This is a genomic window from Rossellomorea arthrocnemi (assembly GCF_904424705.1).
GTDB lineage: Bacteria > Bacillota > Bacilli > Bacillales > Bacillaceae_B > Rossellomorea > Rossellomorea arthrocnemi.
The window spans coordinates 226,361-248,739 of sequence record NZ_CAJGBF010000001.1; the positions used below are offsets into that span (position 1 = coordinate 226,361).

General features: G+C 45.2%; 22 protein-coding genes. 6 read left to right on the forward strand and 16 right to left on the reverse strand.

Annotated elements, in window-relative coordinates:
* Positions 1-97: 97 nt before the first annotated feature.
* Positions 98-1,279: a YhgE/Pip domain-containing protein gene (locus BAA9072_RS01215; protein WP_201713179.1), complete on the forward strand. Its 1,182-nt coding sequence runs from the start codon at positions 98-100 to the stop codon at positions 1,277-1,279.
* Positions 1,280-1,710: 431 nt separating this feature from the next.
* Here the strand turns inward: BAA9072_RS01215 and BAA9072_RS01220 are convergent, their stop codons facing one another.
* The 4 genes from BAA9072_RS01220 to BAA9072_RS01235 all read right to left on the reverse strand — a co-directional run bounded on the left by BAA9072_RS01220 (position 1,711) and on the right by BAA9072_RS01235 (position 4,875).
* Positions 1,711-1,938, reverse strand: a complete 228-nt coding sequence (locus BAA9072_RS01220; RefSeq protein WP_201712864.1) for a hypothetical protein — start codon at positions 1,936-1,938, stop codon at positions 1,711-1,713.
* A 48-nt stretch (positions 1,939-1,986) separates the two neighbouring features.
* Complete coding sequence (locus BAA9072_RS01225; protein WP_201712865.1) at positions 1,987-2,589, reverse strand: GNAT family N-acetyltransferase; 603 nt, start codon at positions 2,587-2,589, stop codon at positions 1,987-1,989.
* A gap of 89 nt (positions 2,590-2,678) precedes the next feature.
* Entirely contained in the window at positions 2,679-3,068 is a 390-nt protein-coding gene (locus tag BAA9072_RS01230; RefSeq protein ID WP_201712866.1) for a VOC family protein, read from the reverse strand.
* Positions 3,069-3,549: 481 nt separating this feature from the next.
* Entirely contained in the window at positions 3,550-4,875 is a 1,326-nt protein-coding gene (locus tag BAA9072_RS01235; protein ID WP_201712867.1) for a sensor histidine kinase, read from the reverse strand.
* Between the two features lie 319 nt (positions 4,876-5,194).
* On the opposite strand from BAA9072_RS01235, the gene BAA9072_RS01240 reads away from it, so the two are divergent.
* A complete protein-coding gene (locus tag BAA9072_RS01240; protein WP_201712868.1) occupies positions 5,195-6,127 on the forward strand; it encodes an iron-hydroxamate ABC transporter substrate-binding protein in 933 nt (310 codons plus the stop codon).
* An 84-nt stretch (positions 6,128-6,211) separates the two neighbouring features.
* Here BAA9072_RS01240 and BAA9072_RS01245 read toward each other — a convergent pair whose 3' ends face one another.
* From BAA9072_RS01245 to BAA9072_RS01275, 7 genes are all read right to left on the reverse strand, one after another.
* Entirely contained in the window at positions 6,212-7,615 is a 1,404-nt protein-coding gene (locus BAA9072_RS01245; protein ID WP_201712869.1) for a sensor histidine kinase, read from the reverse strand.
* Positions 7,605-8,309 (reverse strand): response regulator transcription factor, encoded by a 705-nt coding sequence (locus BAA9072_RS01250; protein ID WP_201712870.1) that lies wholly within the window; start codon positions 8,307-8,309, stop codon positions 7,605-7,607. The genes BAA9072_RS01245 and BAA9072_RS01250 overlap by 11 nt, the downstream gene beginning before the upstream one ends.
* 106 nt (positions 8,310-8,415) lie before the next feature.
* Positions 8,416-9,276, reverse strand: a complete 861-nt coding sequence (locus BAA9072_RS01255; RefSeq protein WP_201712871.1) for a hypothetical protein — start codon at positions 9,274-9,276, stop codon at positions 8,416-8,418.
* 100 nt (positions 9,277-9,376) lie between these two features.
* Positions 9,377-10,264 carry a peptidylprolyl isomerase gene (locus BAA9072_RS01260; protein WP_201712872.1) on the reverse strand — a complete coding sequence of 296 codons (888 nt, stop codon included), beginning with the start codon at positions 10,262-10,264 and terminating at the stop codon, positions 9,377-9,379.
* Positions 10,265-10,789: 525 nt separating this feature from the next.
* On the reverse strand, positions 10,790-12,061 hold the full coding sequence (locus BAA9072_RS01265; RefSeq protein ID WP_201712873.1) for a S1C family serine protease: 1,272 nt from the start codon (positions 12,059-12,061) through the stop codon (positions 10,790-10,792).
* Between the two features lie 302 nt (positions 12,062-12,363).
* Positions 12,364-13,236: an LCP family glycopolymer transferase gene (locus BAA9072_RS01270; protein ID WP_201712874.1), complete on the reverse strand. Its 873-nt coding sequence runs from the start codon at positions 13,234-13,236 to the stop codon at positions 12,364-12,366.
* Between the two features lie 20 nt (positions 13,237-13,256).
* The gene (locus BAA9072_RS01275; protein ID WP_201712875.1) at positions 13,257-14,207 is read right to left on the reverse strand and encodes a polysaccharide deacetylase family protein; all 951 of its coding nucleotides are present in this window, start codon (positions 14,205-14,207) and stop codon (positions 13,257-13,259) included.
* A gap of 173 nt (positions 14,208-14,380) precedes the next feature.
* Between BAA9072_RS01275 and BAA9072_RS01280 the strand changes: the two genes are divergently transcribed.
* From BAA9072_RS01280 to BAA9072_RS01290, 3 genes are read left to right on the forward strand one after another with little or no spacing between them, the layout of a single operon-like run.
* Entirely contained in the window at positions 14,381-15,622 is a 1,242-nt protein-coding gene (locus tag BAA9072_RS01280) for a hypothetical protein (RefSeq protein WP_201712876.1), read from the forward strand.
* A 50-nt stretch (positions 15,623-15,672) separates the two neighbouring features.
* Entirely contained in the window at positions 15,673-16,377 is a 705-nt protein-coding gene (locus BAA9072_RS01285; RefSeq protein ID WP_201712877.1) for a response regulator transcription factor, read from the forward strand.
* The gene (locus BAA9072_RS01290; RefSeq protein ID WP_201712878.1) at positions 16,367-17,764 is read left to right on the forward strand and encodes a sensor histidine kinase; all 1,398 of its coding nucleotides are present in this window, start codon (positions 16,367-16,369) and stop codon (positions 17,762-17,764) included. Before BAA9072_RS01285 ends, BAA9072_RS01290 begins: the two co-directional genes overlap by 11 nt.
* A 104-nt stretch (positions 17,765-17,868) precedes the next feature.
* Here BAA9072_RS01290 and BAA9072_RS01295 read toward each other — a convergent pair whose 3' ends face one another.
* On the reverse strand, positions 17,869-19,587 hold the full coding sequence (locus BAA9072_RS01295) for a phosphotransferase (protein ID WP_201712879.1): 1,719 nt from the start codon (positions 19,585-19,587) through the stop codon (positions 17,869-17,871).
* 216 nt (positions 19,588-19,803) lie between these two features.
* Positions 19,804-20,145, reverse strand: a complete 342-nt coding sequence (locus BAA9072_RS01300) for a n-acetylglutamate synthase (RefSeq protein WP_201712880.1) — start codon at positions 20,143-20,145, stop codon at positions 19,804-19,806.
* 287 nt (positions 20,146-20,432) lie between these two features.
* Here BAA9072_RS01300 and BAA9072_RS01305 point away from each other — a divergent pair, with 287 nt between their 5' ends.
* Positions 20,433-21,047: a lysozyme inhibitor LprI family protein gene (locus tag BAA9072_RS01305; protein ID WP_201712881.1), complete on the forward strand. Its 615-nt coding sequence runs from the start codon at positions 20,433-20,435 to the stop codon at positions 21,045-21,047.
* A 151-nt stretch (positions 21,048-21,198) separates the two neighbouring features.
* Here the strand turns inward: BAA9072_RS01305 and BAA9072_RS01310 are convergent, their stop codons facing one another.
* From BAA9072_RS01310 to BAA9072_RS01320, 3 genes are read right to left on the reverse strand one after another with little or no spacing between them, the layout of a single operon-like run.
* Positions 21,199-21,768: a manganese catalase family protein gene (locus tag BAA9072_RS01310; protein WP_201712882.1), complete on the reverse strand. Its 570-nt coding sequence runs from the start codon at positions 21,766-21,768 to the stop codon at positions 21,199-21,201.
* A gap of 27 nt (positions 21,769-21,795) precedes the next feature.
* Positions 21,796-22,056 (reverse strand): spore coat protein CotJB, encoded by a 261-nt coding sequence (locus tag BAA9072_RS01315; protein ID WP_201712883.1) that lies wholly within the window; start codon positions 22,054-22,056, stop codon positions 21,796-21,798.
* Positions 22,056-22,283: a spore coat associated protein CotJA gene (locus tag BAA9072_RS01320; RefSeq protein ID WP_201712884.1), complete on the reverse strand. Its 228-nt coding sequence runs from the start codon at positions 22,281-22,283 to the stop codon at positions 22,056-22,058. The genes BAA9072_RS01315 and BAA9072_RS01320 overlap by 1 nt, the downstream gene beginning before the upstream one ends.
* Positions 22,284-22,379: the final 96 nt, after the last annotated feature.

Here is a 22,379-nt window from a genome sequence, read left to right on the forward strand (position 1 = left end):
GATCACTCACTTTTTTATTGACTTTCTAAAAAAAGCAGGTAATATGAATTGTGAGTGATTACTCACTTTTAAATAGGGAGGAGGTCTACACATGTCCATTTTTAAAAACAAACTGGTACTTGCATCCCCCCTTATAGCACTAGCCATCATCTTTATTTTTTCCCTGACCCTGTTCCCATCGGTTCAGCCTCAGCCGAAAAATCTGCCGATTGCAATTGTGAATGAAGACGAAGGATTTCAAATGCCGGATCAATCAATGATGAATATGGGAGAAACGCTCATTGAGAAGGTGCAATCGAAGTCGGGTGATGAAGAACCTGCCGTGAAATGGGTCCCCGTTTCAAGCACATCAGCTGTTCAAAAAGGGTTAGACCATCAAGAATATTATGCAGCACTCGTCATTCCGGAAGATTTCAGTGCGAAGCAGGCTTCATTACGAACACCGGCCCCGGCTTCTGCAGAAGTGGACATCTTTATTAACCAAGGGATGAATACGATGGCGTCGACTGCTGCCGGACAGATCTTAAATGGAGTCATTGATAACATGAACACTACAATCCGCGGGCAGTTGCTTGAAGGATTTGAGAAGCAGGGAGCCACCTTGACGCCACAACAGGTTTCAGGACTGATCACCCCCATTACGAAAAACGTGATGAACGTCAATGAAATCGGAACGAACAGTGCAAACGGAAATGCACCTGTTTCCTTATTCCAGCCACTCTGGATGGCGAGTATGGCAAGTGCAGCGATCATCTATCTGGCTGTCAGCAAAATGAACGTTGCCGGCCGGAAAGAAAAGCTTGCTGCGAAGTGCATCCAGATCCTGATCGGGGCGGTTGTTGCCCTTATCGTAGGGTTTAGCCTGACCTTTTTAGCCGATGGACTGATCGGGTTTCATATTCCTGATGTGACCGATACAGCCTTGTTCCTGAGCATTACGTCCTTCAGCTTTTTCCTGATGATCTCAGCGATTCTATCTCTGATCGGCATTAAGGGCATGCCCCTTTTTGTCTTAATGCTATTCTTCGGGGCCCCGCTACTTGCCATGGCTCCTGAAATGATGTCATCATTTTACCGAGATTGGTTCTATTCCTGGCTGCCAATGAAATTCATGGTGGAAGGTTTGCGTGAATTGTTCTTCTTCGGGAAGGGATTGACGTGGAGTTCTTCCGTGTCTACGCTTGTTTGGATCGGAGTCGGGGGCATAGTTGTGATCCTTGCCACTGCGTTCAAGCCACATGCTGCCGGCAAGACAACATCCCAAACAACAGCAGGGTAATGAGAAGTGGTCAGGGCGTATAGCCTCTGACCATTTTTTTACGAAACGCCTGCGTTTTTGTGCACATTGGTATTTTTATTCGCTTCATCTATCTTCATGGTGTGCTCCGTTAAATCTGGATATGTCATACCTAAAACGAATAACCAGATCACCAGGGGAACACTCCTTTCTTACAGATTTCTTGACGTGGCAACACTCGACTTCCGGGCCTCACTCTCAAGTAATTCCACCCGCTGTTTTAACATTTCTATCTCTTTTCGTAACTCTAAATCCCTATTTTCTCTTAATCTTTTTGTACTCTTATATAAAGATCGCACACTCCAAACGATGATCATAAAACAAAGCCCCAATATAAAAAGAACAATAAAGATTCCGAAGACCGTTTCAAGCATCATGTGTCATCCTTTCTGGCGTGTTCAAATTATGCTTGGTTAATTCCCAACAACGTATATAACAGCAGAAGTGACAAGGATTAAGAACGCACTCCCCGTTTTATTCCCCTTCCCCATATCAATGGTCGACATGATTTCACCCGATGCAAAGAGTTTAATGCCGAGGCAATAATGTGAAAGAACATCCCGATATGTGAAAGAAAGGCACCCATCACCATAAATCCGATTGTGAAAATAAAACGTTTTATGGACAAATTTACACGCCATTCATGGTATCTGCATGTCCAGGTACTTCATTTTCTCTAGAGCAATCTACTATGCATTAGAGGAGGTCTTTATCATCTCTTGGGACGAGTTCCTCCTTTGCGTAGAGTGAAGAGAATAGATCAGGTGATCCGTCCATTCTCCGTTCTCAAAAATAAACCCCTTCCTCACGCATTCGAATTCCATCCCGACGCTTTCTGCCAGTTTCATAGAGGGGATATTGTCGAGGTTGATATGAGCTTCGATCCGATGGAAGTTCAATTTCGTGAAAGCCATGTTTAAGGCTTCTTTCACTGCCTCTTTTCCATAACCCTTTTTCCAATGCTGATTATGTATCGTATATCCCAGCCTCCCCCACTGAAAATCGTCCCGAGCCAGCGTGGAAAAATCAATCATTCCTAAGTGGGTTTGATCTTCTTTCCGAAACACTGCAAATACGTGGGCCACGTCCGTCTCTGCTAATTTTTGGTGTTTCACCACTAAGTTGGTGAACCATTCCTCCGTGCATTCACTCATATCCATTCTGCCTTCATCATGCCTCGTTTGAGATGCTAGTCTTTGTTCAAATGCAGTAAGCCAGTTTTGATAGTCACTGATGGTTAACGGTCTGATGATTAACCTTTCTGTTTCTGAATAAGTAGAAACCCCTTTCAATTCGACACCTCTTACATTTTTTTATCCATATTTTGTAATCATATCATAAAAAAACCAACAGGGGCATCTTCCTGCTGGTTTCTTTTATCTTACAAATCTTTTTGCTCCACATTCAACTCTACTAAATTCCCATCCGGATCTGCACAGAAAATCTGGGCAAATCCACTTTTGGATTGAGGTTTCTCCAGGACTTCCACCCCTTTTTCCTTTAACCACCTGAGAGTATCATGGTAGTTCTCTACGCGAAGGGCGAAGTGACCCTCCCTGCTGGATAAATGCTTGTCCGTCCGAATCGTCTGGGAGGAAGGGTCGACAATCAAATGGAGCTGCTGTCCTTCTATCTCATACCAGGCACCTGGAAAACCAAAGTCCGGTCGGGGGATTTCCTTTAAACATAAGGTCTTCCCGTAAAACTCCTGTGCTTTTTCAAGATTGGTCACGGTCAGGCTAACATGATGAAGACTTTTGTATTTGATCAATAGCTTCACTTCTTTCTATTTGTTTTTGCTTTCATTTTACAGAAGAAACGAGCCCTCTGCGAGGATGCAGTCTCAGAGGACACCTGTGAAATGAAATAAGGAGCATATTTATTTGGAAAGTGGTTCATAAATGAAGTTTCGGAATGAATTTCTTCAGCAATGTTCCTGTATTCACGTTTAATAAAAAATGAGGTGTTGTATAGAATAAAGAGTCTCTTCGAGGTGGATAATACTCCCAATCGCAAATCAACAACCATCATTTTCTTCCGTAATAAAGTTGGTCATTCAGCCGGTTTGTACAGTAATCATGCGGAATTGGAAAAAATCATGCGAGATGAACGTTTTTCATGCGGGGTAAAGAATAATCGTGCTTGAATTCCGTAAATCATGCCACTTTTCTACATAATCATGCCGGGGTGTCGAATTTTCTTCAGAAATCAAAGAACCTAAAACTTCTCAAAATAAGGTCCGTCCCTCGTGCTTAATGCAGTGAGGGACGGACCTCTGTTGTTTGGGAAGGGGTGGATGATGTTGTGCCTTCGCCCTTTCCTTTATAGATGGGGAAGGAGAGAATGACGGAGGTGCCTTTGTTCGGTTTGCTTAGGACATTGATGGTGCCTTTCATGCCTTCGACGAGCTGGAACACGGTCATCATGCCGAGGCCGGTTCCGTTTTTTCCTTTCATGGAAAAGTACGGTTCTCCGAGTCTCATGAGTTGTTCTTTCGTCATGCCCATTCCTGTATCGTTAATGACGATGAATACCTTTTCTTCTTCATGATAGCTGAAGAGGCGGAGCGTCCCACCCGTTTCCATCGCCTCCAAGCCATTTTTCATCACATTGATGAGAATTTGCTGCAGCTTGTTGGGATCACCCTTGATTGAATCGTGGTGAAGGATATTCGCTCTCAGAGTGATGCCTTTTTTGACGGCAAGGGGCATGATGATTTCCTTTGAGCGATTGATTTCATCCCGGACCCCCACTTCCTCCTCCAGCTCCGGATGGGGTCTTGCAAAGTTTAAATACTGGTTGATGACCTCTGTGGCACGGTCGATTTCACTGACGGCGACCTGGGATAATTCTTTATTGGTCGTGATGTTGGATGGATCTTCATTGATCAACTGCAGGAAGCCTTTCACCGTTGTCAGAGGATTTCGGACTTCGTGACTCATGCTGGCAGCAAGGTGACTGACCACCTGCATTTTCTCGTATTTGATCGACTTCAATTGAAAGATATTGATTGTTCGAATAATCTCACATAAATAACAGACAAAAAACGTGGATCCTGTCAGAACCGCTGTATAGATCGGGAACGAGATCGGCTGACCGAATCCAACGATCAACGCCGGAATCCATAAGGAAAGAACCGAATAACCGAACGACAAAGCCGTATACGAATAGACCCTCACTCTCAATGCTTTATTCTTCATTTTGGGGCGAAGATACAGGATCACTGCGGTGAAAAAGACTGCCATGATCACCGTAACGACCACCCCCGGTCCCCACATAGGGACGCGGATGGCAATCATTGTGACTGCAAGCCACGGCAGTACCCGTTTCCCTCCATAAATCCCCCCCAGTAGAAAAGGGATAAACCGCAAGTCATAGAGGAATCCATCTTCCAACTGGACGGACAAACCCAGACTTAGAATCATAAGAAACGAACTGATCAAGTAAATCGAAAGAGGTTTCATGTGAATTTTATGTACTTTATTCCTGGATAGAAATTGAAAGTTCAACAGCAAAATGACAATTAAAATGACAAGGAGATTAATCAGTAGACCGGTCAATAACTCAGAATGATGCATCGGTATTGCATCCCCACTTTCAACTTTTTTCAATATTAAAAAATCAATCTTCTTTCATTATTATAACGGAATTTGACCAATTGTATATCACCATTAAAAAGTCCCAACTTTAATGCCCATTTTAGTGCGAAAATTAGAAAAATATCCAAATATCTCACTTGATACATTTCGGCAACGGAAGTCTATTCCGACTTCGGGAGGGTTGCAATAAAGTAAGTTATCCCCTGCTCAAATCTTATTGACAATGATTATCATTCTTAGTATATTGTTACTATGGTGAGAATGATTATCAATATTAATTAGAAAGAAGGAAACCAAATTGAAAAAAGTACTGATCCCTCTCCTGCTTATGGCAGTTTTCATCCTTCAAGCCTGTGGCAGCACCGAGTCTTCAAAGACAGAACAAAAAGAAGGCAAAGGTAAAGACGACGCACCTGAAACGATTACATATGAATCTGAAACTGGACCTGTTGAGGTTCCCGCCAATCCAACGCGTATCGTGGCCCTTTCAAACGCACCAAATGTCCTTGCCTTGGAAGGTAAAATAGTCGGAGTCGATGAATGGACAAATAAGAATCCCCTTTTTCAAGAAAAGTTGAAAGGCATTGAAGTCGTGTCCGAAGACAATATCGAGAAAATCGTTGAGCTGGAACCTGATCTCATCATTGTGGGGTCACAAGCGAAAAACATCGATAAGATGAGTGAAATCGCTCCTACGGTTGCTTATACATGGGGGAACTTGGATTACCTGGAACAACAGATTGAAATCGGCAAGCTTCTCAATAAAGAGAAGGAAGCAAATGAATGGGTGGATGATTTCACCGCCCGTGCCGAAGAAGCAGGGCAAGAGATTAAAGAAAAGATTGGTGAAGACGCCACCATATCGGTCTTTGAATATGATACGAAGTCCGCTTATGTATTCGGGAACAACTGGGCCCGTGGCACGGAATTACTCTATCAGACCATGAAACTCAATATGCCTGAAAAAGTGAAAGAAAATGCATTAGGACCAGGCTACTATGCTCTGAGCACCGAAGTCCTTCCTGAGTTCGCGGGGGATTATATCGTCCTTAGTAAAAACCAGGACGGGGACGGTTCATTCCTGGAAACACAGACGTGGAAGAATATCCCTGCGGTTAAAAACAATAGAGTCATAGAATTAGATACGAAAGCGATCACTTATAGTGATCCCATCACACTTGAATATCTTCTGGATATCTTTAAAAAAGCATTCCTTGAAGAGATGAACTAAATCATCGATGAAAAAGCGCATGGATTTTAGAGTCCATGCGCTTTTTTCATTAGTTATTCACTCTCATGAGCAATCCATATATGACTACAGTGGCAGCCGGATCACAAACCTCGTCCCCTCACCCTTCTCACTGAACACATCGATCGTCCCTTCATGCATGAGCACCAATTGCTTCACAATGGAGAGCCCAATGCCGAATTCACCATATGGGTTGTTGGTCCGGGACAGGTCCGCTTTGTAGAACCTGCGCCAAATCGATTTGATTTCCTCCGGGTCCATGCCGATTCCGGTGTCTTCGATTTCGATGACGGTTTCCTTCCCGGAAGTGGATCCCCTTAACGTGATCGTTCCCCCGGTGGTGAATTGAATGCTGTTTTTCGTAATGTTGATCAATATTTGGATGAGACGGTCGTAGTCGGCGTGTATCAAAACGTCCGAATCTGCAAGAATACTGATTTCATTTCCTTTTTCTTCAGCTTGAAAATCAAGTTGTTCCTTGATGACCTCGAACATATCGAGGAGAGGCAGGGTCACTTTCGTGAGGATCACCTGGTTGGATCGAATTTTTTCATAATCCAGGTTCTCATTCACCAGTCGGATAAGCCTCTTCGTTTCCTGGCTGACGAGACCGAAGCTTTTTTCTTTCTGTTCTTCGGGGATCATGTCGTTTCGAATTCCCTCGATGACACCGCGAATCGTTGTCAGTGGTGTTCTCAGTTCGTGGGAAACATCCGCCATGAACTGCCTTCTCCGGTTTTCCAATGTATCGATTTCCTCTTTCGAAGCCTGAAGTTTCGTCACCATTTCATTAAAGTCTTCGGCAAGGTCACCGATTTCATCGAAGTTGGAGCTTGGGACGTGAACGTCATAGTGACCCGACGACACCCGGGAAGTGGCGTCCCTGATCCTCTGAATCCGCTTCACGTGAAGCTTCGACAGGAACCAGCTGACCAATAGTGAAATCGCGAGGGCCAGGAGTGCGATATAGAGAAGATAGTGATTAATCTCACTCAGCATTTCCCTCGAACCGCTGATGGGGGAAATCAAGATTAATCCCCCCGTCAGCTGATCATTGACGATCCGGGGCATGATCACAAGGGACACGGCCTGATTAAAGCGGCCGAAATCTTTTTTGAGGGGGACGGTTTCACCGCTTTCGATTTTTTGCCACTCTTCTTTCGAGAGCTCGATCCGCGGATAAACTCCACCTCTGGAGAATGAAACTTCCCCTTGACGGTTGAACGTGATCACGTCGATGTTCCGCGCATGAAGCAAGTTGCTGTATTCTTCAAGATAGAGAGGCCTTCTTGGGCTTGGTCTTTCAAGGTCCGATAATATTTTCTCCCCATATGTTCTCAGTTCTGTGACCTTGTTTTCATACACAAGATTTTCGACATAATGGGAAAACAGGATGCCGAGGATCATGAAGGCGATGATGAGGACACTTGTGTGGCTGAGTAACAGCTGATAAAGATACCTAAATTTCATCCCCGGCCGCCGTCTCATCGAATTTATACCCTACTCCCCAGACCGTATGCAGATACGGCTTGTCCTTGCTCCCGATCTTGTTGCGCAGCCGCTTGATATGGACATCCACCGTCCGCTCATCCCCATAGAAATCATACCCCCAAACGCGTTCAAGAAGCTGCTCCCTCGAGAACACTTGCCGGGGATTCTGTGAAAGATAATACAGCAATTCGAATTCCTTTGGTGTCAGATTGGTAAGGGGAACTCCTTTCAGAAAGACTTCACGGGTTTCCTTACTGATCCGGAAATCAGTCGTGGAAACATCCTGAGTTCCTGGTGTACTGGGTTTGTCCCCTTGATACCGCCGGGAGACAGCCCGGATTCTCGCCATCAGGGCAAGAGGCGAGAAGGGCTTGGTCACATAATCATCGGCACCGAGTTCGAGACCGAGCACCTGATCGGACTCACTATCCTTCGCCGTCAGCATGATGACCGGTACTTGAGACCCTTCTTCCCTGATTTTCCTGCAAATGGTGACGCCGTCCATTCCGGGAAGCATCCAGTCCAGAATGACGAGATCCCACTCCCCTTCCTTATATCGCCTGTACCCTTCAGCACCGTCGTGGACAAACTCCCCATGAATGTCTTCTTTTGAAAAAAACATTTCAAGCATGCTTGTCACACTTTTATTGTCTTCAACGACCAGCACGTTCATCAACATCACTCCTTTCCCAATTTCTCCTTATGTAAATTATAGACGTTTTTACCGTTTCATTCTATCCTAATGAAAAACCCCCGCACCTTGGCGGGGATTTCCATTCTTATAATGATTCACTTTGAGATTCGGTTCCTTGGTTATTTTGCTCTGTGGCTTCAGGTTCTTTCCCATGGCCCGGACCGTGATGACCTTTACCACCCATACGGAAAAAGGAGCCTTCTTCCTTATTGAAAGGGAAGAAATCCAATTTCTTCGCTTCATCAGCATGATCAGTCATGATTTCTTCCATCAGTTCCTTCGACGTTTTACCTTCCGTTTCAACACCCAGTTCTTTCGCGGCTTTCAGGATGGACGCCTCGAATACTTCCTGCCTTACCTCATGACGATCTTTTCCTTCTGTCTCGATGCCAAGATCCTTTGCCTGTTTCAAAAGTGCGGCTTCTCTTACTTCATCAGCAATTGCTTTCAGATCCTTGCCATCGGTTTCGATTCCAAGTTCTTTCGCTTCCTGTTTCACCAGGGTTTCTCTCACTTCCTGTGCCAATTCCTCCTGCTCTTTTCCTTCAGTTGAAATCCCCAGTTCCTTCGCTTTCTTGTTCAGTTCCACCTGACGGATTTCCTCCATTAGGGCACGGTGATCTTTTCCTTCAGTGTCAATACCTAATGACTTCGCTCTTTTTTCAAGTTCGGCACCCATGATTTCTTTGGCAAGTTCCCGTGCATCCTTATCGGTCGTGTCGATGCCAAGTTCTTTAGCCTTTTCCTTCACCTGCTCCTCATTCAAATGGAGCTTTCCTTGCCCGGCGTGATGGCCGCCAAATACCGGCTCCGACTTTTCGCTTGCAACCGCCGAATCATTTGTCTTCCCTGCATCCTCTTCAGCGGCAAAGGCTGGAATGGCCCCGAGAATCCCGACTGTTAGGGCACCTGTCAGTACATACGTTAGCGTTCGTTTCTTATTCATTCTTTTTCCTCCTTTTTCATGTGACAGTCACCTTGTCCAGTGGCTGCACTGTCAGTATTTCCAGAAAATATGACCAAATCATGAACAAACAATGACCGGTTTATGAATCTTTCAATACATTTTCGATCTTGTAATCCTCTTTCTTTTCCTCAAGCCACGTTCCATACTCCGTTTGCAGAGCCTGATCAAACAGAATATCTTTGATTTCATCTTTATGATCGGCAAGAACCGCCTCTTTCGCTTCTTTCTTGTCCGTCACCTTGATGATATGGTAGCCAAATTCCGTTTTCACCGGATCACTGATTTCGCCTTTCTTCATGGCAAATGCCTGATCATCAAACTCCGTCACCATTTCTCCTTTTCCAAAATACCCAAGCTCCCCGCCTGACTCCGCATTAGACGTATCAGTAGAATATTCCTTCGCAAGCTCGGCGAAATCCCCTCCGTCATCAAGCTTCGCCTTCACTTCCTCTGCGGTCTTTTCATCTTCTACAAGAATATGACTAGCCTCTACCTGTTCTTGTTGGGCAAACGTATCCTTATTCGCTTCAAAGTATTCCTTTATCTGATCATCCGTAATCGAAACTCTACCCTTCAGCAATTTCTCCGTTAACAAGTAAGATTTAATATTCGCTTTGACACTGTCAAGACTTGATCCGCTTGACGCTAACGCCTCATTGAAGGCTTCTTCATTCTCATATGAACCTTTAATGTTCTCCAGCTCTTTATCAATCTCACTGTCCTTCACCGTGAGATCTTTCTTATCACTTTCAAGCTGCACAATCTTCTCCGCAATCAACGTATCCAGGGCGCCATCCCCATACTGATCCACGAGCGTCGTATACAAGTCCTCTTTACTGATGGACTCACTGCCTACCTTCGCCACTACTTCCTCCTTGGAAAAACCAAACACCGCGAGCAGCGAGCCGATGAGAACAACCCCTCCGATAACACTCCATAACGTGATCGAACGCTTCTTTTTATCCACTTACCCGTACTCCTTTATATTCATTTATTTGTATGCTTATTGTTTTGGGTGCCAGGTACAGGTTGGTCGATTTGTGCCTGGCACCTTTCACCCTTTTTGTGCCTGGCACCTTTCACTCTCTTGGTGCCTGGCACCTTTCACCCTTTTTGTGCCTGGCACTTTTCACCCTCTTTGTGCCTGGCACTTTTCACTCTCTTGGTGCCTGGCACTTTTCACTCTCTTGGTGCCTGGCACCTTTCACTCACTTTGTGCCTGGCACCTTTCACCCTTTTTGTGCCTGGCACTTTTCACTCTCTTGGTGCCTGGCACCTTTCACTCTCTTTGTGCCTGGCACTTTTCACCCTCTTTGTGCCTGGCACCTTTCACTCTCTTTGTGCCTGGCACCTTTCACCCTCTTTGTACCTGGCACTTTTCACTCTCTTTGTGCCTGGCACCTTTCACTCTCTTGGTACCTGGCACCTTTCACCCTCTTTGTGCCTGGCACCTTTCACTCACCTTGTGCCTGGCACCCATCCTTCCCTCAACTTATCCATTCATCATGGCATTACTGGTAAGTGTCAGACTGACCGTCATTTCTTTACCGTCTCGGAAAATGGTAAGGTCAATCTTATCTCCTACTTTCAAGTCACCGTATAGCTGTCTTCTCAATTCGGCCACACTCGCTACAGACTGGCCATTCATCTTGGTAATGACATCGCCTTCTTTGATCCCGGCTTTCGCTGCCGCTGATGTTCCATCAATATTGGCAACGATGACCCCTGCTTCCACTGACTCAGGGAGATTCGGCAGGTAATGGCGCGGTACATCTGAGAGATTCGTCATACCGATTCCGATATACGGGCGCTCCACTTTACCTGTTTTGATGATTTCACTGACGATTGGCATGAAATCCTTACTTGGGATTGCAAACCCAAGCCCCTCTACACCAGAGTTCGAAATTTTCGCACTGTTGATTCCGATCAGCTCACCCTTTGAGTTCAAGAGTGCGCCTCCGCTGTTCCCCGGGTTGATGGCAGCATCTGTTTGGATGACATTCAATTCAGATTCACCTTCAGATGTCTGCACTGGAATGGTGCGGTCCACGGCACTGACAATTCCTTGTGTCACCGTTCTTGATAAATCGAGTCCGAGGGGATTCCCGATCGCAATCACCTGTTCACCAGCGCGCAGTGCACTGGAATCACCGACTTCCAACAGGTTGTCTGCATATTTACCATCGATCTTCACTACGGCAAGATCTGTCAGCGGGTCCGCTCCGATCAACTCCCCTTCAGTCTTTTCACCATCGAAGAGAGACACCTCGATCTTGGAAGCCCCTTCGATCACATGGTTATTGGTGATGATATAAGCACTGTCTCCTTCTTTCTTGAAGAGAACCCCTGAACCTGTCCCTGCAGGAGCATCCTGAGAGGCACCCATGCCATTCTGCTTCTGGTAATTGACGATTCCAACGATGGACTCAGATGCATCCTCCACAATGTTCGCTACATCTCCACTTTCCGTTGACACCGTTGTAGGAGTGATTCCTGAATTAGCTGAAGTGTCTGCCTGACCATTATCAGCCGCCGACTGCTCAATACTTGGCTGAGCCAAGTTCTGAAAGTAGTCGGTTTGAGGCAATACTGTCAGCGTCAGGACTGAACCGATGATCCCCGCACCTACAGTGTTCAGGAATCCCTTTCCCTTAAACCGTTTCTTCGGTTTGGGAGTCCTCTGCATCTCTTCTTTTTGACTGACTTCTGTATCGTTTGTTTCCGTATGATTCATTTCTTCATTTTGATTGTTGTGTTCTAGCATGTTATTTCCTCCTCTATTAATTCTGAACTGCTGAGCTTTGCTGTTGATTTCATCTTAGAAGGAAAATGTTACGAAACTATTAACAATATGTGTACAGGATGGGAAGTTTTCAGGAAAACAGAAAGAACCCTGTGCGTTTTATCAACGCACAGGGTTCTATTCAACATATAGTAGGGGGACGGACCTTTAAAGGTCCGTCCCTCATCTTTGTAAAAAAGATAGATTGCTTAGCACTTAATAAATGGAACTTATTAGGACGGAGAATACTTTTCCTTGTTGTCCTCATAATGAAAGTTAACCATTTATTTTCCTAATACCTTTTCTGGATCTTGGGGGATGAAGTACCACAATTCATCCTGACCGAGTCTTCCTTCGCCGGGAAGTTCCGAGGATTCCATCTGTTTCATGGCGTGTGAATAATGGTTGTATAGCTCTTTCAAGTCTTTTTCTTGGATGTTCCATTCTAGGTATGGAGATACGGTATCGAGCAATTCAAGGATTTTCCCATAATTGTTCTGTTCCAGGAGCTTATCAGCAGCGGCCTTGATCACTTTCTGCTGACGTTTATTCCGTCCCTCGTCCCCCATCGGGTCCTGCTTTCTCATTCTGACATAGGCGAGTGCTTCATCCGGAGAAAGTGTCAGTTCTCCCTTTGCAAAGTGGTATCCATCAAAGGTGAATGCCAGTTTATTGTCAATGGTCAGTTCGCCGATTTCTTTGATGACTTCTTCAAACCCGTTCATATTTACTTTTGCGTAGTAATCGATTTGAATGTCCAGGAGTTGTTGAACGGTCTGGACGGTGAGGGTGGTCCCTCCATACGTGTAGGTATGGTTCAATTTGGTGCTTTCATCGCGGCCAGGGATGGTTACTTTGGTATCCCTGGGGAGACTGACTACCTTAGTTTTATCAGACGTTGGATCGATTTCGACCACCATCATGACGTCCGGCCGTCCTTTATCATGTGGACGTTCATCGACTCCCATCAGCAGGATGTGAATCGTATCGTCAGGGGCAGATTCTTTATTGTCGTCCTGTTCATCAGGTACGTGAATCGGTTCATATGTCTCATCGAAAAAAGCCCCCACCTTTGAAAAAACAAAGAACAGAAGGCCTCCAGATAAGACGGTCAATCCAATCAGGAGCGTGATGCCCACTTTCCATTTTTCATTCATTGTTCGCCACTCCTCTTTCATTAAAATGTCACAGTATCCATTTGTCCGGTAATCGATTTCATGTCGTACCCCTTTTCCGTCAGATCGATAAGAAGCTCCTCCAAATACTCGAGAGTCACATCTTTTTCATGAAGCAGAATGATTTTCGGTGAATGCTTATAGGGAAAAGAATGGATTTGTTCCAGAACATTAGGAACGTACTCATGGCTGTTCAGCCTCCAATCTTCGCTGTCGATGTTCCAGTCCCACATGTTAAATCCTGCATCGGCAACGGCTTCCAGGTATGCAGGTGTCATATTCGGCACCGATCCATAAGGGACTCTGATCAAATGACTGTGTATGCCGGTGATGGTTTCCAGGGTCTTTTGTCCCTGTTTCATTTCACCGACGACCGTTTGACTAGATTGATAGAATATCCCCGCATTGTGGGTCACACCGTGCATGCCGACTGCATGGCCTTCTGCCGCCATATCCTTTACAGCGTCTCTGAATTTCCTCATATTCGGTTCCAGCATAAAAAATGTCGCCTTGGCATCGTATTGTTCCAGGATATTTAAGATGGCTTCGGTATTTTCATTGGGTCCGTCATCAAATGTGAGGTAAACCGAATGTTCCTCTTGAACACTTGGTTCTTCCTGATCTTGATCAGTCTCTGATGATTCCTCTTCCACAGGTGGATCGACTGTGGATGGTGCCTGTCCATCAACCGGTACTGAATCGATATGTTCATCTGTCTCTTCCACTTGATCAGGAGTATCCTCGTTCCTCTCTTTCACATCCTCAGTAGGCTTTGCGACAGGTGGCTGTTCTCCCGTTTCCTTTGCGATTATCTTTTCTACGCTTTCCTGCCCATCATTACTTTTCGCTTCGCCTATATCCATCACCCAAATGGTCGATACTAGGATGAAGAGGGCCGACATCAGCGCTAATGTCATCCGTACACTTTTCTTTAATCTTCTTTTGCTCCGCATGTTTTCACCTTTCCTCCGGCTGTTTTGTTCTATTTTCATCGTAAGAGAATACAGGAGAGAAAGGGTGACTAGGCGGTTACAATGACGCTGCGAAATTTGTTACTTTCTTGTTACTTTTGTCGAATGAATTTACACTATACTATTGAAAGCATTTGGTAGGATGTGAAAAATAGATGAAAAAAATGATCGTTCTTTTGAGCGGAGTTCTGCTGGTCACCAGTGGCTGTTCCTTATTTCAATCCAACTCTTCCTTAATGAAGCCGCCGGCACTTCCTGTCGAGCAGCAGGAGTTGAAGCAGGCCATCCAAGGCTTTGTCCCTCCACAGGCGGAGTGGCTCTCGCCAAACGATGACAAAACCTCAGACAGAATCATGAAAACGGATCTGGATGAAGATGGGGAAAAAGAGTTGATCGTCTTTTACCGTCTCCCCGAGGAAACTTCTCAAATGGAAGGGATTGTCCTGGAGAATAAAGAAGGCAAATGGACGAAGGTGGCTGGGATCGACAATATCGGAAGGGAATTGATGAAGGTCGAAGCATCTGATCTGAACGGGGACGGCACGAAAGAGCTCCTGATCGGTTTTTCCTATGCGGCAGAAGCGTCTGACTCTGCCCTCGTCATTTATGATGTTGAAGGCAAAAAGCCGACCAAGCTTTTCGAATCCCAGTACAGCGCCTTCTTTTCTGAAGATTATGATGAAGATGGTCATGAAGAGCTGCTGCTATCTTCTTTGGTACCGAATCAAGAGCATATCGTCACCCTTTACTCTTTTCCAAAAGGAAAACCTGAGAAGGTGGATGAACTGAAGCTCGATCCTTATGTTTATCCTTACTATAACTCGGCATCCGGCTACGTCACCCCGTCCGTCAAAGGGGCGATATTTGATTCCACTGTCGGTGCCCATTCCTCGACTTCTTTCATCGTCGGGGTGAAAAACAGGAAGCTTACAGAACTCGTTCCAAAGGAATTCAAAGATAAATTATTCCGGGCCACTTCCGCAAACAGTGAAGACAAAAATGGGGACGGCATTTTGGAATTCCCCCTCCTGATCGAGGCGAACCAGGACAAACCATATGTGGACATGCCGTTCATTCATGAATACTATCAATTATCAGATGACGGCAAACCGCAATTCACCCTTCGTTCCTATCAGAACGATCCGTATCAGTATGAACTGGTGCTGCCGGAAGAATGGCCCTCTGTCAAAATTGTGACCTCCGACGGACGGAGATATGTTAAATTCCTTTCGAAGGACGACGGTTCCCTCCTTTTTAATGTGTTTGTTGCGGATAAAGACAAAAAGGATTCCCTCGAAGGATGGAATGTCCTGATGGAAAGTAACCAATACGTTTACTTGACGAAATCACCGGCGTCTGAATTCAAGAAGTATGTTCATTTATTGTCTTCTGAATAAGGTACCGGAAAGAGCCTTACTTTTATCAATATGAAATGCAGGTGTTAAGATTGAAGCGAATCATGATCATTGAAGATGAAGAGTCCATCAGGGGCTTCATTGAAATCAATTTGAAACGGTATGGATACAGTGTGCTGCAGGCAGACAATGCAGAGTCTGGCATCGAGCAGTTGAAGCAGCAGGAGAGCCCTGTCGATATCGTTCTTCTCGATGTGATGCTGCCGGGAATGAACGGATTTGATGCATGCAAAAAAATCCGGGAATGGAACCGATCCATCGGCATCATCATGTTGACCGCGAAGGTACAGGAGATGGACAAAGTACATGGTTTGATGAACGGGGCGGATGATTACATGTCGAAGCCCTTCAGTCCGAATGAATTAATCGCCCGGATTGAAGCATTGTTGAGGAGGATCCGTCCTTCCCAGCCGGAAGTGAAGGCCCCGCCTGTTTTCCTTGATGAAAGCAGGCGCCTCCTGACGGTGAAGGGGAAAGATATCGAACTGTCCCCGGTGGAATATGATCTGATCAGCACCATCCTGAAAGCAAGCGGGAAGGCCATCAGCCGTCATGATCTGCTGGACCGGGTTTGGGGGATCAATTATATGGGTGATCCGAAAATCGTCGATGTGAACATCAGGCGGATCCGGAGGAAAATCGAAGAAGATCCCTCCGCTCCCCGTTATTTGTTGACAGTGTGGGGTTATGGATACCGCTGGGATGAATCCGGAGAAGGAAAGCACAATGGGAATTAGACGGCGTATACTCATGCAGAATCTGACGCTGATCACGATGACGATCCTTTTGTTCCTGGGTATCGTCGCTTCAGGCATTTATCATTATTATTACAACGGGACGGCTGAAATCCTGCAAAATCATGCAGAGAACTCTGCCTCATTCGCGAAGCGCTATAGTCATTTATCCTCGTACAATTTACGGGAAAATCTGCAGGAACTTCAGAGCAATTTCTCCATTGATCAGGCCGAGACGCAAATATTGAGCGGAAACGGGAGGGTGCTGTCGTCTTCCAACGGATTCATTCCAGGAGAAAAGCAGGACACCCCTGACGTAAAGGATGCCTTTTCAAAAGGGAAAGGCACCTGGTTCGGCACAAACAAAAAAACAGGGGAACGCATTCTCGCCGTTTCGGTCCCATTGGAATCCGGTGATCAAACCATCGGCATCCTGCGCTTTATCACATCGGTCGAAGGCTTGGATGATAACTTCCGTACGATCTTGATCACTCTTTCTGCGATCGGAATCGGGATCCTCGGGATTGTTTTTGTCGTCAGTACCTTTTTTTCCCGGATGATCACGGAACCCGTCATTGAATTGACGACTGTCTCGAATCGTATGGCAGAAGGTGACCTGGAAGCGAGGGTGGATGGACAATATAAAGATGAATTCCATACCCTGAGTCAGACATTTAATAATATGGGGAAAGAACTCCTAAGGACGGAAAGAATGAAAAATGAGTTCATCTCGTCCGTTTCCCATGAACTCAGGACCCCCCTCACCTCCATCAAGGGCTGGAGTGAAACTTTACTGACAGGGGATCCCCGGAATGTGGAAGAAACCAAAACAGGACTTTCCATCATCACGAAAGAAACCGACAGACTGATCGACATGGTGGAGGAACTCCTTGATTTCTCCCGCTATCAGAATGGTACGTTTGAAATCAACCCGTCTCCGTTTTATTTTGATCAGCTTGTGAAAGAAGTCATATTACAGCTTGATAAAAAGCGCAAGCAAAAAGAACAGGAAATCATCCTGATCCATGATGAACCCCTGGAACTGGTGGCTGATCAGAATCGGATCCGGCAGGTGCTTCTTAATCTGATCGAGAACGCCATCAAGTATTCCGGTACAAACAGCACCATCACCGTTCGATATTTGAAGGGAGAAAATGACCTGACCGTCGAAGTAGAAGACGAGGGAGAAGGAATTGAAGAAGAGCACCTCCGACATGTCTCCACCCTGTTCTATAAAGCCAATGAGAACACAGAGGGCGTCGGACTTGGACTCGCCATCTGCAAACAAATCATTGAACACCATGATGGGTCGCTCTTCATCAGAAGTAATAAACACGAAGGGACCACGGTTGGATTCAGCATACCTCTGTTGAATCACAGAAGAGGTTAATAGTATGGAAAGGATAATCGTGAACATCCCACAGACATGCAGAAAAAGATGTGTTGATTCATCATGAAAGATCAACACATCTTTTTCTGCCTTAGAGACAGGTCTCAGGGTTCTTGTGCGGTGTCCCACTCTTCCTTCAACTCCCCCAGAGACTGCTGTCGATTCTCCCTGTCATCACTGACCGCTCGCAATGCCACCTCGTACAATCCCTCGCTCAATCGCCATTTACCGAAGGAGCGGTCCTTCTCTCCGCCAAACAGTGCAAAAGCCGTTGCTCCCATCACGTACACATTTGTGATTTCATCGATTTCGGAACCTTGCTGGAATTCCTCCGGTGACATGAAGCGTGACGAGCCCCACATCCTGCCCATTGTATTGATAAAAGGGCGTCTCGAATACAGATCGATGTCGCAGATCAACGTCTTCTCGTTTGAAAAATCATACAGAATACTGCCGTCATAGAAGTCGATGGCTACATACCCTTTTTCTATCACATGGATATGAAAGTCAAGGATGTCACGGAAGACCTTCATTCTTGAGTGATCCGGCATCTGCAGAAATGTCTCCCTTGAAAGGGGATACATCTTCCCCATGCACTTCCCGTCTGTCCATTCAAAAATGGCGGCAAACCCACCGCCGACTTCCTCCCCGCGAATCAATTTCACTAAATGGGGATGCGCCAGATTTTCATAGACTTCAACACTGGCCTTCAACTCTGCGACCGCCTCTTCAGGTTTTCCGGCATACCTTGCTGTCGGGGCACCGGCAAATTTAATGAAAATGTTCCCGTCGCCACTCTTTACCCCGAAGCCAATATTGCCCGAGTCCTGATCGTCATATACCTTGAAGACCTTCCCATATTCATTGATAAAAGTGAAGTCGAAAGGTGACTTTAACTTGTACGGAATCTGATCGATGTATTGGATATAAAAGTCTTCCAAATACCACGTCGGCACCGGATTTTTCATCCCGTCAAACCAGCCCAGCACTTCCTTCGCCTGATCCGTCATGAAGGCTATTTCCTCTTCCCCAAACATTATCGCCCATGGAATGGACGACAGCATATTGCTGCTGATGTAAAAGGTCATGAGCTTGAAGAACTCTTCAGGCGGTCGTCCGTTGAAGTAGCCGTTCAGCTGTCCCGTGGCAAAATGGGGGCTCACCGAAGCACTGAAGGCGATGCGGTTGAACTCTTCCCACGGATCACCAAAGTCGTGCCGGTTGAAATCGATGACGGATAAATCTCCAGCATTTGAAATGACCATATTCCCCACATGATAATCCCCATGATGGAAGGTCTGTGGCCTCCCCTTCAGGAGATGTCTGTTTGCCTCTATGTATGTAAGAATGGATTCACCCCCCTCTATCTTTAGGGGACATTCGTGATACTGATTGATTTTCTTATCTACTTTACGATTAAACTTCGCTTCCCACTTCTCTTCATGGGGATGTGCAGGAATGGAGTGAATTTCCCTGAGATAGCGTCCCGACTTCACCCCGAGCTCATATTGTTCAGTATCCGTCAACTTAGGCAGCATCTCTGCAGCATCTTCCCCCTCACACCATGTAAAGAGCGTATAAACACTTTTACCATCGTCACTCGTCCCGAATTCCAGGGGCACAGACATCGGTATGCCCGTTTCGGCCAACCGCTTCATCGCTTCAAACTCTCTTTTTTTACTTTCATATTCGGAACGCTCCGCTGTACGGAGCAGCAGTCTTTCCCCGGTGTCCGTTTTAATCGAATATTTCTTATCACCCGACCAGCCTTTGGTGATCGGTTCGATCGTTTTAAATAGATAGTCCGTTTTGATATCATTCATGGCAAGACCTCCATTGAGCCGTGAACCCATGGCTCAGTTATTAGTGATGTCAAAAAATTAGAAGCGATCCTGATTTCACCAATGGAAAATAAGAAATAGAAATCCTCGTGATAGTTTACGTTCTCAGTAGCTTACTATTTTCCGAGTGAAATTCAGGTTTCTGTGAAAAGAAGGCACATTCCCGGAGCATAAGAACCGTCCCCTTGCTCCTACGAATTAGATTACTTCCTCAACAATGGATTCTCCTTCGCTTTGTTCAAGGTCCAGCCATTTCCATCTCTCATGCAGCCTTATTCTGCCATCCGAAAGAATTTCAGGGATGGATGTACATTGACCTCCCCTTATAGCATGTTGAACGTTTACATGGTTGTATCTAAACGTTAAGCTGCCATCTTCTTTCACGATGCCAATCAGCGTTCCTTTCATAATTTCTCCGCCACTATATGTTGCTGAAAGGATATTCCCCTCTTGCTTATATTCAAAATAGGTTTTGGATGAAACTTCTCCATTCGTCGTATTTTCAATGGATACAAATATTCGGCCATCGTAATTTATCATGAAGAATCCCCCTTTAGTTTCATGTTTCAAGAAACAGTACTGACCTGCAGCACGCTCTGTGAATGGTTAAACCGTATGACGAGTGTGGAGTGAATCCCTTGGCTGAGATATAAAAAATGGATCCTGATAAAACTTTCGCTTATTGAGCAATTTGAATAAACCTTATTTTACCAACAGATCATTCAGAAATATATAGGGACAAATTAACTTTTTATATCAAAAGGATATTTCTGTTATGTTAAAATAACCCAAGTAATGCATTTTCAAAAAGGATTGGAGCTGTAAGAATGAAGAAAAGGAAAAAAATGATGGCGGCAGCCTTATTAGCTGTTCTATTCATCACATTGTCTGCTTGTAGCGGTTCAACGGATAATACTGCTTCTAACCAGTCTGATTCCGAAAATAAACCGGAAAGCACAGCCGCGTCTGACAGTCATGTGAAAGCAGATCAGACGACTGAATCTGTGGAAACCGCAACTCAAGACAGCAGGAAGGAAAGTCCCGGACAAGATCAATCCGTAACGAAGATAGAAGGAAGAAAAACAGAATTTGTGGAAAAACTGGACAACATCCAAAAAGAACTCGATGCCATGCCTGAAAAGAAGGATTCGGATAAAGGCGTCACAAACGCCATGAAAAGCTACTACGGGGTGTCTTACGAAAAGTATGACGATGCACTGAATGAGATTTATGCCCTTCTGAAAAAAGAGCTGTCTAAAGACGTTATGAAGGAGTTAAAGGCGGAACAATTAAAATGGATTGAACAGAAAGAAGAAAAAGCCGAGAAAGAAAGACTGAAATATGAAGGCGGGACGTTTGAAAATGTGGCATGGTATATTTCTTTATATAAGTCCACGAAGGATAGATGTTATGAATTGGTGAATGAGTATATGACGGATTAACTTTGCGAGGTTCATTCAAATTCTTCTTGATAAACAACGAAGGGGAAGCCATGTTGGCTTCCCCTTCGTTTATTTTCTCCATCCCCTTCAAAACGTGAAACCGCCACAGGGTGCGGCAGCCCTTTATTTCGAACTAAGTCACTAATAAGCATTAAAAAATAACTTTCCTATCTCTCTCATCTTTCAATATTTCCACTGCTTCCCGGAAGCGTTGGGAGTGAATGATTTCCCGTTCACGTAAAAAGCGCAGTCCATCATTCAGGTCGGGGTCATCGCTCATATTGATGATCCACTGATAAGTGGCTCTTGCTTTTTCTTCTGCAGCAATGTCTTCATAAAGGTCTGCAATCGGGTCACCCTTTGCCTGGATATAGGAAGCGGTAAAGGGAACACCTGCAGCATTTTGATAAAAAATCGCATTGTCGTGATTCACATAGTTCGCATCGAGACCTGCGTCTTTCATTTGCTGAGGTGTTGCATCCTTGACGAGCTTATATACCATCGTTGCAATCATTTCTAAATGAGCGAATTCTTCTGTGCCAATGTCCGTCAGTAAGCCTATTACCTTATCGGGAATCGTGTAACGCTGGTTCAAATATCTCAAGGCTGCAGCAAGCTCTCCATCAGCTCCGCCATACTGTTCGATCAGAAACTTAGCAAGCTTTGGATTACATGTACTGACCCTTACTGGATATTGAAGTTTTTTCTCATATACCCACATATCGTCTATCCTCTCCTTTATTCCGAATTAGACTTGCCATGGCCAAGGGGCATCTTTCCAGTCCCACGGATAGTTGGAATAGCTGTACCCAAACCCGGTTAAGGGACCGAATTCCTTTTCGAATTTCTTTTTGATCTTTTTTCTCATCTGCACAAATTCGTTGTACTGTTTGATGGCATCATAATCTTCGGGATGAGTGTCCAGATACAAGGTAAGGTCGACAATGACGAAATCGACTGCCTGAAGTTCTTCCATGACTTCATAATAATGAGCGGGAAGCTGCTTCATTATGAGTCACCATCCTTATTCAGTTCATAAGGGCTGTAGTATGGATCATAGAATGCCTTCCAAAGCGTCCCTTTCCGTAAGGCTTCTTGTGGTGAAAATTGCTCCAGGTTTGCAGGCTGGAACCCCATATAGAGGTTAGGCGGCGTGGAATACACCTTTTTCGTGATCGGTGGGCAAGGGTCAAATGGGCTGACATATGGATAATACACCTTATAGTTTTGATGCAAGGTACTCCCTCCTGTTTTGACAATATCTTTCTATTGTTATGCAGAGAAAACTTCCCTCATGCCCGTAAATGAATAGGACCACCGGCTCTCACATGT